The sequence below is a fragment of the Pseudomonas sp. FSL W5-0203 genome, from assembly GCF_001896155.1.
Lineage (GTDB): Bacteria > Pseudomonadota > Gammaproteobacteria > Pseudomonadales > Pseudomonadaceae > Aquipseudomonas > Aquipseudomonas paracarnis.
On the sequence record NZ_MPOR01000023.1, the window covers coordinates 1 to 12,128 of the forward strand.

A 12,128-nucleotide genomic window follows, 5' to 3' on the forward strand; every position below is an offset into this window, starting at 1 on the left:
GGGCGGCTAAACCGGCATCCCTGCCGGTTTACCCCCCAAATCCCTGTCGAATTCCGGCCAGCGTGGTTTGACGGGGCGCTTGAGATCAAAAGCAGATCAAGATCAAGAGCGGCTCGCTTCGCATCGTGGTTATCGTCGACCGTTACAGCGTTGTGTAGATACTTTTGGCTATCGCAGGCAAGCCAGCTCCCACAGTTGGAATACGTGCGTGCTTAGAAGAAACGCGTCACGCTGATCTTCGCATCACGCCCTTTCGTGTACGCCCGGTCGCCACTCAAGGCCGGGCGGAAGTTTTTGTTGAACAGGTTGTCCACCGTGAAGTTCACCTCGGTGCCTTTGAGGTACGCCTGCTGCGGTGTCCATTTGGCGAACAGGCCCTGGGTGTTGTAGCGCTTGTTGCCGTACTGGTCGTAGAACAGATCGCCGACGCTGGAGCCCGGGCCGCCCGAGTATTTGTCGCTGGGCAGGCGGTCGGTGGCGCCGATGAACTGGCCCATCCAGCCCACCTGGGCATCCCAGGCCGGGATGTGGGTACCCAGTACCAGCACCCATTTGGTCGGCGGGATGTCCCGCGCTGCCACGTCCGGGCCCCAAGGGTTGGTGTAGGCGCCTTGGTGCTGGCCCTTGGCATAGGCGAACGACACCGAGCCAAACAGGTAGGTGGAGTTGTAAATCGATTCGAGCTCAACGCCCTTGATGGTCAGGCTGCCGATATTGCGGTAGTTGGACATCGGCCCAGGCGGGCAAGCTGAAGCGATGCTGCCGCCATTGACTGCCTGGTTCTGGCAGCCCACGCCGGTGGCCTTGAAGATCTCGTCTTCGACCTTGTTGTGAAACAGGGTGGTGCGCAGTTGCAGGTTATCGTCCTGGGCGATCAGGTTGTCGAAGCTGGTGATGTTGCCCAGGGTGATCGAGGTGATGCGCTCCGGGTCCAGGTCGACGCTGGTGGCGGTGCGACTGCCCACGCCCTGCACTTCGTATTGTTCGTCGATCACCGGGGCGCGCCAGGTCTGGCTCCAGTTGGCGAACAGCCCCACGTTCGGCGTCACGGTCCAGAACAGCGCCAGGCGTGGCGACCAACCTGTGTAGGTGCGGTCGCTGTAGTCGTGACCCACTGCCGGGCTGGGGTTGTTGTAGTAGGGCGCATCGTTGCCTTCGCCGCGGTTGCGCACATGGTCATAGCGCAGCGACGGCGTGATCGTCACGTCGCCCAACGTCACCGCGTCCTGGATAAAGAAGCTGTTGGTATCAACTTTGCCGTGGGGCATGAAGCCTGGCTGGAAGTGCCCGTAGTTGTAGCGCGGCGTGTTGTAGGTGGCGCCGGGCATCCACATTTCGGTTTCGCGGGTGTGCTTGCGGATTTGCCCGCCAACCGTCACGGCATGCTGCAAGGGGCCGGTGTCAAACAGGCTGACGTTGCGGATGTCCAGGAGCTTGTCGGTGTAGGCGGTGTCCATCTTGCGCCCGCCGGTGGCCAACTGGAAAAACGCCGTGGCGTCACGCTCATCGGTCTGCTCGGTGTTGGACTGTGAGTACTTGACGGTCAAGTCCACCAGCGGGTTGTCCAGCGGCTGGTATTCATACTTGCCCGACCAGGTGGTGTCGACCGTGTCACGGTGGGCGAGGAAACGCTTCAACGCGCCTTCGTAGCCGTAGCGATCGATGTTGAACTGGGTTGGCGGCGTGGGGTAACTGGCGGCGGAAAACGGGGTCCAGCGGTTGCTGTGGGAACGCGAGTATGACAGCCCGACACTGTGCTCATCGGTAAAATGCGCGTTGACCTTGAACAGCTTGCCGTCCACATCCTGGGCGCTGTTGGGCAAGCGCTGGGGGTTGATCGGGTACTCATTGTTGTCGTTGGGCAATTTGGCGGCCACCTTCATATCGCCGCCGTCGCGTTGGGTCAGGTAGGCCAGCGCATCGAAACGGCCGTCGTCGGTACGGCCATACACGGCACTGCTGTAGACCTGTTCATGGTCGTTGCTGGAGTAGCCATATTTGAGCATCGCACCGCTGTTGCGGCCGTCCTTGAGCAGGTCCGGGGCGTCCTTGGTGACCATGTTGACCGTGCCGCCGAAGCCGCCATTACCGGTGAACGGCGAGTTGGGACCTTTTTCCACTTCGATGCGCTTGATCAGCTCGGGCTCGATAAACACTGTACCTTGCTGGTAACGCTCAAAGCCCGTCTTGGTGGCACCGTCAACGGTCAGCGGCACGTCTTCGGCATCGCCGAAACCGCGGATGTTGATGGTCTGGCCGCCGGGTTTCAGCGAGCCGCCCTGGCTGACACCGGGCAAGGTCTGCAACAGGCTGGGAATGTTATTGGACTGGTAACGGTCGATGTCGGCCTGGGTCAGGGTGGAGCGGTTGACGGTGCTGGCGTTCACCTCGTTGCCGGTGCCGATCACGCTCAAGGTGTCCAACTGGATTGCGCCACCGGTGGTGGTGGTTTTACCCTCATCGGGGCGCACCACGTAGGTACTGCCGACCTTGAGCAGGATGAGTTCACCGTTTTTGAGCAGGGAGCGGATGGCCACTTCCGGGGTGTAGTCACCGTTAAGCGCCGGGGCCTGCACATTCTTGAGCAGGGTTTCATCGAACAGCAGCTGGATTTTCGCCTGCTGGGCCACCTGGCTCAGGGACGTGGCCAGCGACTGGGCAGGCAGGTGCAGCTTGAATGACTCGGCTTCGGCGCTGAGGCTCAAGGCCAGGCACATAGCCATGAGTGTCGGTCGAAGAAACAGGTGCGAAGCGTGACAAGGCGCGCGAAACATGAAATCCCCCGGAGCGGCTAAATAGCCAAAAAGGTGTGCGTATCAAACACGGACAGGAGGAAGACGGGGCAGGCAAAAAAAACCACACATGCGAATGCAAAATATTCTCATGTGTGGTGTTGCCGCCTATTTGCTTGGCTCGATTCTCATAATGCCGTCCGCCGAGAGTACGGTTTTCACCGGCAACAGCGCGGGCAAGGCATTGAGCAGGGCGTCCGGGTCATTCACATCCAGGTTGCCCGAAACCTTGAGTTGCGCCACGGCCTTGCTCACCTGCAACGACGCCTGTGGACGGTACAGGCTCAGTTCGTCGATCAGGCTGGCCAGCTCGCGATTGCGAAACGACAAGTGCCCGCTGCGCCAATCGGCGACCTCTTCGGCGCTGAGGCTTTGCGGTTGCACGATGCCTTTGGCGTAGTTGTATGAGGCCCGTTGCTGGGCGCCGAGCAGGGTGACGGGGCTTTTGCCATTGGGCGCGAAAGCGACCTGGCCATGGGCAACGCTGACCACCAATTGCTGCTGCCCTCGGCGCACATCGAAAGCCGTGCCCACCACCCGTACGCTCGACTCGCCGGCTTGCACGTAGAGGGGGCGTTCCTTGTCGGCGGCCACTTCGAGGTACAGCTGACCTTTGTCCAGGTGCAGCACCCGTAGATGGGCGCTGAAGTCCACGCGGATATGGGTGTTGGCATTCACATACAAGGTACTGCCATCCGGCAGATTCAACGTGCGCATGCCCTTGGCCTGGGTGGCAACCTGGCTGTGATACAGCTCGCGCGGTGCGCCGATAGAGGTCGCCAACACGGCGCACACCAAGGCAGCGGCCACCGCCAGGGCAGGGCGCCACAAGGCGGGCTTGCGCTTGGGCAGTGCCAGCGGTTTGTTCAGTTGTTGCAACTGGGTGAGGTCGGCCCATAACTGTTCGAATTCGGCATAGGCGCGCCCATGGTCGGGCACCGCCTGCCAGGCGGCAAAGGCTTTACGGTCGGCGCGGCTTACTTCGTTGCGGTTGCGTGCAAACCAACTGGCGGCCTGGGCATCGATGGAATCGCTCGCTTGGCTGTCCAGCGCGTTTGTGTCGCTCGGGCGGTTCATTCTGGCTGCTCCGTGCCGGTGTCGGGTTGAAGGCGTCGCTTGCAGTGCAGCAGGGCAAAGGCGATGTGCTTTTCCACCATGCTGGTGGAGATGCCCATGCGCGTTGCGATCTGCGCCTGGCTCAAGCCTTCGAAGCGGTGCAGCATAAGGGCTTCTCGCCGGCGGGGCGAGAGTTCGGCGAGGACTTCTTTCAACTGTTCCAGGCGTTGCAGGCGAAGGGCGGCGGCCATAGGGTCGTTGTGCTCGTCGGTGACCGGCTCGGCATCCATTTCGGCGTGATCAGGGTGGACGATTTGCCGTACCTTCTGTTTACGCCAGTGATCGCGCAGCAGGTTGCGTGCCATCTGGAACAGAAACGCCCGTGGCTGCTCGACCTTGGCCCGGTCGCGGTAGCCCAGCCATTGGGTAAACACATCCTGGGCCATGTCTGCCGCATCGCTGGCGTTGTCCGTGCGTTTGCGCAGGAAATACAGAATGTCTGCATAAAACCCGCGACAGGCATCGGCCGACGACGGGTCGGGCTGGGGACGAGACATGGATACCCTTCTTGACGAAGCACGATGTGGAAAAGTCGCGAATGATATCGAGAATTATTGTCATTTGTCTCCAGCTAAATAGATCTCCCGTGTTTGGCTGGAAAAAATTGGGGCATGGCCTTTAATCCTACAAGTTTGGGAGCGATATCCCACTCAAAGGAGAAAGTCATGGCTGGATGGTATGAGTTGAGTAAAAGCAGTAACGGGCAGTTTCGTTTCGTGCTTAAGGCGGCGAACGCAGAAACCATATTGACCAGCGAGCTTTACACCACCCGCGGTGCTACTGAAGCCGGCATTGCTTCAGTGCAGGCAAACAGCCCACATGATGAACGTTATGAGAAAAAAGTGGCCAGCAACGGCCAGCCGTTCTTCAACCTCAAGGCTGCCAATCATCAAGTGATCGGCAGCAGTGAGCAGTACACCTCTACAGCCGCACGAGACAATGGCATTGCCAGCGTCAAGACCAATGGTTCCAGTGTCACTATCAAGGACAAGACCTGACGGTTGTGCAAGAAGGCCTACGCCCGGCTCGCGAGAGCCGGGCGTTTTTTATACCGATGACAGCAACGCTTTGAGCTGTCCGATCCCTGCCTCACCCAACGGGAACACCGGCAAGCGCGGATGACCCACCTCCAACCCGGTCAAGCGCAACCCGGCCTTGATCGTCGCCGGCAGCCCGCCTTTGAGGATGAATTGCAGCAAGGGCAACTGTCGGTAGAACAGCTCCCGCGCCTTGTTCAAATCATCGGCCAGTACGGCCTGATACAAGCTCAGGTTCAGTTGCGGGATCAGGTTCGGCGCCGCGGTGCACCAGCCTTTGGCGCCAGCCGCGAAGGCTTCCAGCGCCAGCGGGTTGCAGCCGTTGTAGAACGGCACGTCACTTTGCAGTTGCAACTGGTGCATGCGCTGGATGTCGCCAGTGCTCTCCTTGACCATCGTCACGTTCTCGACCTGCTTGAGGATGCGCAGGATCAGCTCCACCGACATGTCGGTGCCGCTGGTGGCCGGGTTGTTGTAGAGCATGATCGGCACGCCGATGCTGTCGCCGATGGCGGCGTAGTGAGCGAGGATTTCCGCGTCACTGAGTTTCCAGTACGAGGCCGGCAGCACCATGACCACATCGGCGCCGTGCTCTTCGGCGTAGCGGGCGCGGCGTACGGCCTTGGCGGTGGTCAGGTCGGACACGCTGACAATGGTCGGCACGCGCTTGGCGACTTTCTTGATGCTGTAGGCGCTGACTTCATCCCACTCGGCATCGCTCAGGTAAGCGCCTTCGCCCGTGCTGCCCAAGGGCGCAATGGCGTGGACGCCGCTGTTGATCAAGCGGTCGATGGAGTGCCCGAGGGCGTCGAGGTCAACGCGTTGGCCGTCGGCACTGAAGGGGGTGATGGTGTAGCCGATGATGCCGTGAATGGTTGGGTTGGACATGGGAAAAACTCCGGTCGAAAAAGGGGCAATCAGTTCAGGCAGTCGGCGTGCTTGCGCAGGTTTTGCCGGGCGTAGTAGTTGAACGCGGCGCCGTGGCGTTTGGGCTTGGAGATCCAGTCATGGGCCTCGCGCCCCAGCTCCGGCAGGATCGGTTTGACGCTGCCCGCAGACATCGCCAGCAACTGCAACTTGGCAGCCCGTTCGATCAGTTGCGCAATCACGCAGGCTTCTTCGATGTTGGCCCCGGTGGACAACTGCCCGTGGTGCGAGAGCAGGATGGCGCGCTTGTCGCCCAGGGCCGTGGTGATGATTTCCCCTTCTTCGTTGCCCACCGGCACGCCGGGCCAGGCCTCCAGGAACGCGCAATCTTCGTACAGCGGGCAAAGGTCCATGTGCGACACCTGCAACGGCACTTCCAGCATCGACAGCGCGGCAATGTGCGTAGGGTGCGTGTGGATGATGCAGTTTACATCCGGGCGGCCGCGGTACACCCAGGTGTGAAAACGGTTGGCGGGGTTGGGAATGCCATGGCCTTCCAGTACTTCAAGGTCTTCGTTGACCAGCAGCAGGTTGCTGGCGGTAATTTCGTCAAAACCCAGGCCCAGTTGCTGGGTGTAGTAGGTGCCGGGCGTCGGCCCACGTGCGGTGATCTGCCCGGCCAGGCCGGAGTCGTGGCCGTACTCGAACAGGATTCGGCAGGTCAGCGCCAGCTTTTGCCGGTCGGTCCACGTATTATCTGCCAGGCTGTTTTGCATCTGGCTCAGTGCTTGCTTGACCAGTTGGTCTTTTGGGAGTGCTAATGTCTTGGCCATATCGGTGTCCTTTGGATGGTTCAATGGACGTCGGATTTGCTGGTCGCCCGCTGCTCGCAAGGTCGTTGGGTGAGTGCAAATGACACTAAAGATGCTATATGACACTTTGTGTCATTGGCAAGCCTGTCTCATCGCTTTCTGCATGGATTAACCGCAGCAAATGTCTATCCGCTTGAAAATATTAAGAAAAAAACTTGGCGTAACCCTGGAGGCCCTGGCCGAAAAATCCGGGATGACCAAGAGTTACCTGTCGAAAGTCGAGCGCGGGCTCAATACGCCCTCCATCGCCGCGGCATTGAAACTGGCCAAGGCTCTGAACGTGAAGGTCGAAGAGCTGTTCAGCGAAGACAACGTCAGCCTCGACAGCTACAGCCTGGTGCGCAGCCATGAGCGGCCCGACACCTCGCCGGGTTATGCGGTGCTTGCCCACCAAGTCAGCGAGCGCAGCCTGCTGCCGTTCATCATTTATCCGCCGGCGGAGTTCACCGACAAGACCTTCAAGGAGCACTTGGGAGAGGAGTTTTTATTCGTGCATGAAGGCCAGGTTGAGGTGGATTTCATGAGTGAGCGCGTGCTGTTGGCGCGCGGCGATGCGCTGCATTTCAACGCGCAGAAACCCCACCGGATTCGCTCGGTGGGAGAGGTGCAGGCGCAGTTGCTAGTGGTGGTGCACAGCGCTGAGGAATGAGGCTGATCCCGACTTGAAATGCAGTCAATGTGGGAGCTGGCTTGCCTGCGATAGCGGTTTATCGGTGCCCGATCTGTCGCTGACCCACCGCCATCGCAGGCAAGCCAGCTCCCACATTTTGCTCAGCGTTCCACAGGGACGGACAATGCCGGATTACCCAGTGGGTGCGTACGCGCTGTAAAGAACCTCAGTTCCACAGCAGAGCCCTCGAACAACTCCAGATACCGCCGCTTCTGCTGGCGAATAAACCCATCGCTGCGCCCCGACACCGAGATCGCCAGGGTGTTGATGCTGGCCTGGCCGATAGCATCCACCAGGTGTTTATCCTGCGGCCCCAAGTCATGGCCGAAGATGCACAGCGCGCCTTCATGGCTCAACAGCTGTTCATAACAGAACGACAGATAATCCGAACTGCGGATACTTTTGAGTTTCTCCTCCACCTTGCCTTCACTGACAAACAGCGGCACATCGTCGAGGGTCTTGATCGTGTTGTTGATGGCAAAACTGCTGAGCAGGGTGCTGTCGGTGGACGGCAATTTGCGCGCCGTGCCGTCGAGGTTGCGCACCAGGTGCAGGCCGCCGTGCAGGTACAGGATGCGGGTGGCGTCGGTGTGCGTATTGCGCAGGTCGAAGCTTGAGTCGGCGCTGCGAAACAGGTCGTCAATGCCCGGTGCGTGCAGGGTCGCCCAATAGTTGAGCAAGTCGTAGTTACTGGTGAAGACGGTGGCGTAGGTGGTCAGCTCCGCGTTGATCGTCGTCAGCGTCGACGGCTGCACCAGGCGCCAGGGAATGTGCACGGTATGAATGGTGTTGATCAGCGCTTCCTTGATCGCGTAGTAACGGTTACGCGGCGCCGCCGAGCTGACCGCCAGGGCCTTGTTGACCCGGCTGGTGGTTTTCAAGGCGCCCAGCGCTTGCTCGAAACTGCGGGTCTGCAAGGCGTCGAACACGCTGAGTTCGGAGGCGCTCAGGGGTTTTTCTTCGACGGTACGGGCGTTTTCGAACAGCGAGTCGTAGGCAAAGTCTTCCCAAATCGTACGGCTGGCGCCGTTACCGATCAGTATCCCGCTGAAGTCGACGGCAGCGCGCAGGGCACTCCAGTCTTCAAGGTGGGCGTCAATATCCTGGAAATCCTTCATTGCGGCGGGTCTACTCGAAATCGGCTGGGGGGTGACTTTATCACGAGCCGGCATTGATCCTGATCAAGATGCGCCACGCGGTACAGGTTGATTCTGTCGGCATAAAGCCTTTGAGGATTGATCATGAGCAGCACGTTCTTCATCCCCGCCGTCAACATCATGGGTATCGATTGCCTCGACGAAGCGATGACCGCCATCCGCAACTACGGCTTTGACAAGGCGTTGATTGTGACCGACGTGGGCCTGGCCAAAGCCGGTGTGGCCGGCATGATCGCCGAGAAGCTGGCGATGCAGGATATCGACTCGGTGATCTACGACGGCGCCAAGCCCAACCCCAGCGTGGAAAACGTCGAAAAAGGCCTGGCGTTGCTGCAACAGAGCGCCTGCGATTTCGTCGTGTCCCTGGGTGGCGGTTCGCCCCATGACTGCGCCAAGGGCATTGCCCTGTGCGCCACCAACGGCGGGCGCATCGGCGACTATGAAGGCGTCGACCGATCGAGCAAGCCGCAACTGCCGCTGGTGGCCATCAATACCACCGCTGGCACGGCCAGCGAGATGACGCGTTTTTGCATCATCACTGACGAAAGCCGCCACGTAAAAATGGCCATCGTTGATCGCAATGTCACGCCGTTGCTGTCGGTCAACGACCCGGCGCTGATGGTCGGCATGCCCCAGGGCCTCACTGCCGCCACGGGCATGGATGCGCTGACCCACGCCATCGAAGCCTATGTGTCCACCGCCGCGACACCGATCACCGACGCCTGCGCGATCAAGGCCATCGAGTTGATCAGCGCCAACCTGCGCCTGGCGGTCCGCGACGGCACTGACAAGGCCGCACGGGAAAACATGGCCTATGCGCAGTTTCTCGCCGGCATGGCCTTCAACAATGCGTCCCTGGGTTTCGTGCATGCCATGGCTCACCAATTGGGCGGCTTGTACGACCTGCCCCACGGCATGTGCAACGCCGTGCTATTGCCCCATGTACAAAGCTTCAACGCCAGCGTCTGCGCCAAACGCCTGAGCGACGTGGGCCGCGCCCTTGGTGCGGATATCAAGGGCATCACCGCCGAGGAGGGCGCCCAGGCTGCCATCGCGGCGATTCGTCGGTTGTCCCAGGACGTGGAAATCCCTGCGGGCTTGCGTGAGCTTGGCGCTAAGTTGCAGGACATTCCATTGCTGGCCAGCAATGCGTTGAAAGATGCCTGCGGGCTGACCAACCCACGGCGGGCGGACCAGCGTCAGATTGAGGAGATCTTTCGTAGCGCGTTTTGATCCGAGCTGCAGCGGGCAAGGCATACGCATGTGCCGCCCGCCAACGCCACACACAACACCGCCAGCGGCCACGCCTGCTGGCTCACCAGTAGGCTTGCCGCACCGCCGATCATGGCTGCCATCAACTGATGCACAAAACCGCCGAGGGCCATGGCGTAGGGGCCGCTGATGGGGGCCTCATCATTGGCGAGAGATAAACTGATAGGGTAACTGATCGACTGCCCCAGCACCGCCACGCAATAGGGCAACCACAGCAGCACCGCGAGCCCACTGGCAAGCACGCTGCCTAGCAACATGGTCGCCGTACCGAGCAGTACCAATGCAACGCCTGCACGCATCATTCTCAAGCGACCTGTGCGTGCAACGAAGCGATTGACCATTAACGCACCTGCCAGGTAAGCCCCACTGATCGGCCAACCCAGCCAGCCGTATTCCATTGCGCTCCACTGAAAACCTCCCTGAAAAATCAACGGTGCGCAGGTATTGAATGCAATGATCACCCCATAGCCCAAACCGCCGGCCAGTGCGGCGTGCAGAAAGGGAGGATGTCGCGCAATCGCGTTGTAAACACGCCAAGCGCGGACCGGGGAGCCAGCTTTTGCTTGCGTCGCAAATACCACCCGCTGCAACACCCCTATCAAAGCGACAGCCCCGATTGCCAACGTATAGAAAATTGCCTTCCAGCCAAACGCCATTTGCAATAACGAACCCACGAATTGGCCAATACCCAAGGCGACCACGAAGGTCATCCCCAGCCACGATAGTCCTTTGGCCAACTGTGCACCGCTGAAGTTGTCGCGCACTAATACCCGTGCCATGACGGACATCCCACCAGCCCCCAAGCCTTGAAGCAGGCGTAAGGCTAGAAATGACTCAACATTGAACGCTGATGGGATCGTCGCACTCGCCAGGGCATACACCGCCAAGGCTGCAAGTAACACCGGTTTTCTGCCAAGTCGCTCAGCCAGACTACCCCACAGCAGCATTGGCAAGGCCATGCCCACCAGATACACCGCTAGAGCCAGAGCAACATGCTTTTCGACGGCTAAAGCTTGCGCGATTGCTGGGACTGCGGGCAGATAGCTGCTGATACCAGCTTGAGCGAGGAAGGCAGCACTACAGGCGAGGAGGAGAGCGATATTGCTTTCAATAAAAATCGTCCTATATCCTAAGTAAGGAAGAAACTGCTAGTTCGGCATCGTTTACACAGTTTTTAATCCGTTTCAGTAATAGTGGCCATTAATGAACGTCCCCATTAGGTAGCTTCTGACTGGGAGTGCAAGCTGGTGCTGGTTTTTGAGGCCGTGGTTAGTTGGGTTAGCTGTGCGCAAAACGACTCTATCGTTGTAGGGGACATATCTGCTCGGAGCGTTATGCGTACGGCTGATTTTCCTTTTGGAACTGCCGGAAAAAATACAGCAGATGTAAAAAAGCCAATGTCCGAAAGTCGGGTGGCGAGCTCATTCGCTTTTTCAGCTTCTCCACAGTTAATTAAGCGTATGGCAGTCTGGGTGCCGTGCTGCTCTGTATATATTAATTTGTCAAATAGTTGAATGTTAAATTGAAGTTTTTCTTGAAGCTCGTATAGCTCTTCAGTCTGGTGTATTTTTAGCGACGCCAGCCCAGCGCCAATAGCCGCTGAGTTCAGACTTTGCGACCAGTTGCTCGGGCCACCATAACGGTACATCAGACTTTTTTGTCGTTCGCTGCCAAACATGATCAACCCGCCGCTAGCACCGAAAGACTTTCCTAAGGACGCGACTATTAGTGTCTGATCGTCTTGCGCATGCATAAATGGCCGGATGTAACCACGTCCTCCCTCTCCGAATGCCGACAGCGCATGCGAGTCGTCCATATAGAGAAATAGCCCATAACGAGCTTTTAAGTAAAGTAAACCGTCAACGTCCGCAACGCCGCAGGGTTTTGGCCTCCCTTATTCCCTGCATCGCGCCTTCTATTATGGCCGGGTGGTGATCGAGCCCAACATATGAGGTTGTGCAGAAGTGATGGAAGTCGCGCCCATATTGATCTGTCAGGTAATTATTACTTTTGACGGTGACATTGAGCTCGCATATTCGCCCGCTCTTTGCCGAGTGCCAGTCCGTTTCGGCCAATGCTATGAGTTTTTTGTAATTTGAGAATTTGTGTGTGTGCGATGAGTTTTCCATTTCTCTAGCGTCCTTTGGGGGGGCTGGAAAACACTACCGGGAAAATTTTGATTCGATAAGTCAGACGATTCCCATGTGCGATAGCCCGGATGGAGTATTTCGTGTAGGTACATTCCTGCTTTTAGGATGGCACAGTAATGTCATTCGAATAGCTGCCTACAATGTCCTGGTGTGCCAAGGGACCTGAAGGGGGGTGATATCATGCGATTTAATGGG

Annotated in this window: 10 protein-coding genes and 1 pseudogene; 3 read left to right on the forward strand and 8 right to left on the reverse strand. The window is 58.7% G+C overall.

Annotation, left to right across the window (positions count from 1 at the left end; translation table 11 throughout):
• Positions 1–212 precede the first annotated feature (212 nt).
• The 3 genes from BOP96_RS19210 to BOP96_RS19220 form a co-directional block, all read right to left on the reverse strand.
• On the reverse strand, positions 213–2,774 hold the full coding sequence (locus tag BOP96_RS19210) for a TonB-dependent receptor (RefSeq protein ID WP_038449398.1): 2,562 nt from the start codon (positions 2,772–2,774) through the stop codon (positions 213–215).
• 126 nt (positions 2,775–2,900) lie between these two features.
• Entirely contained in the window at positions 2,901–3,869 is a 969-nt protein-coding gene (locus tag BOP96_RS19215; protein ID WP_073453714.1) for a FecR family protein, read from the reverse strand.
• Positions 3,866–4,405 (reverse strand): RNA polymerase sigma factor, encoded by a 540-nt coding sequence (locus BOP96_RS19220; RefSeq protein ID WP_019817813.1) that lies wholly within the window; start codon positions 4,403–4,405, stop codon positions 3,866–3,868. Before BOP96_RS19220 ends, BOP96_RS19215 begins: the two co-directional genes overlap by 4 nt.
• 168 nt (positions 4,406–4,573) lie before the next feature.
• Here BOP96_RS19220 and BOP96_RS19225 point away from each other — a divergent pair, with 168 nt between their 5' ends.
• The gene (locus tag BOP96_RS19225) at positions 4,574–4,906 is read left to right on the forward strand and encodes a YegP family protein (RefSeq protein WP_014717333.1); all 333 of its coding nucleotides are present in this window, start codon (positions 4,574–4,576) and stop codon (positions 4,904–4,906) included.
• A 48-nt stretch (positions 4,907–4,954) separates the two neighbouring features.
• Here the strand turns inward: BOP96_RS19225 and BOP96_RS19230 are convergent, their stop codons facing one another.
• Complete coding sequence (locus tag BOP96_RS19230) at positions 4,955–5,833, reverse strand: dihydrodipicolinate synthase family protein (RefSeq protein WP_032903203.1); 879 nt, start codon at positions 5,831–5,833, stop codon at positions 4,955–4,957.
• Between the two features lie 29 nt (positions 5,834–5,862).
• The gene (locus BOP96_RS19235) at positions 5,863–6,645 is read right to left on the reverse strand and encodes an aldolase (RefSeq protein ID WP_014717335.1); all 783 of its coding nucleotides are present in this window, start codon (positions 6,643–6,645) and stop codon (positions 5,863–5,865) included.
• Positions 6,646–6,805: 160 nt separating this feature from the next.
• On the opposite strand from BOP96_RS19235, the gene BOP96_RS19240 reads away from it, so the two are divergent.
• A complete protein-coding gene (locus BOP96_RS19240) occupies positions 6,806–7,333 on the forward strand; it encodes a helix-turn-helix domain-containing protein (RefSeq protein ID WP_014717336.1) in 528 nt (175 codons plus the stop codon).
• Between the two features lie 122 nt (positions 7,334–7,455).
• On the opposite strand, the gene BOP96_RS19245 is transcribed toward BOP96_RS19240, so the two are convergent.
• Positions 7,456–8,472, reverse strand: a complete 1,017-nt coding sequence (locus BOP96_RS19245; protein ID WP_014717337.1) for a DUF4917 family protein — start codon at positions 8,470–8,472, stop codon at positions 7,456–7,458.
• A gap of 123 nt (positions 8,473–8,595) precedes the next feature.
• Between BOP96_RS19245 and yiaY the strand changes: the two genes are divergently transcribed.
• Positions 8,596–9,744, forward strand: coding sequence for an L-threonine dehydrogenase (gene yiaY, locus BOP96_RS19250; RefSeq protein ID WP_073453716.1), 1,149 nt, complete (start codon positions 8,596–8,598; stop codon positions 9,742–9,744).
• Here yiaY and BOP96_RS19255 read toward each other — a convergent pair.
• Entirely contained in the window at positions 9,711–10,895 is a 1,185-nt protein-coding gene (locus tag BOP96_RS19255; protein WP_073453718.1) for an MFS transporter, read from the reverse strand. The two genes, yiaY and BOP96_RS19255, sit on opposite strands and share 34 nt — an antisense overlap.
• Before the next feature lie 104 nt (positions 10,896–10,999).
• Positions 11,000–11,912: pseudogene (locus BOP96_RS19260) on the reverse strand (aminotransferase class I/II-fold pyridoxal phosphate-dependent enzyme).
• Positions 11,913–12,128: the final 216 nt, after the last annotated feature.

Excerpts from the sequence above, each read along its gene's own strand:
- BOP96_RS19215 (WP_073453714.1), bottom strand. The coding sequence starts at position 3,869 with ATGAACCGCCCGAGCGACACAAACGCGCTGGACAGCCAAGCGAGCGAT.
- BOP96_RS19245 (WP_014717337.1), bottom strand. The coding sequence starts at position 8,472 with ATGAAGGATTTCCAGGATATTGACGCCCACCTTGAAGACTGGAGTGCC.
- BOP96_RS19225 (WP_014717333.1), top strand. The coding sequence starts at position 4,574 with ATGGCTGGATGGTATGAGTTGAGTAAAAGCAGTAACGGGCAGTTTCGT.
- BOP96_RS19240 (WP_014717336.1), top strand. The coding sequence starts at position 6,806 with ATGTCTATCCGCTTGAAAATATTAAGAAAAAAACTTGGCGTAACCCTG.
- BOP96_RS19210 (WP_038449398.1), bottom strand. The coding sequence starts at position 2,774 with ATGTTTCGCGCGCCTTGTCACGCTTCGCACCTGTTTCTTCGACCGACA.
- BOP96_RS19230 (WP_032903203.1), bottom strand. The coding sequence starts at position 5,833 with ATGTCCAACCCAACCATTCACGGCATCATCGGCTACACCATCACCCCC.
- yiaY (WP_073453716.1), top strand. The coding sequence starts at position 8,596 with ATGAGCAGCACGTTCTTCATCCCCGCCGTCAACATCATGGGTATCGAT.
- BOP96_RS19235 (WP_014717335.1), bottom strand. The coding sequence starts at position 6,645 with ATGGCCAAGACATTAGCACTCCCAAAAGACCAACTGGTCAAGCAAGCA.
- BOP96_RS19220 (WP_019817813.1), bottom strand. The coding sequence starts at position 4,405 with ATGTCTCGTCCCCAGCCCGACCCGTCGTCGGCCGATGCCTGTCGCGGG.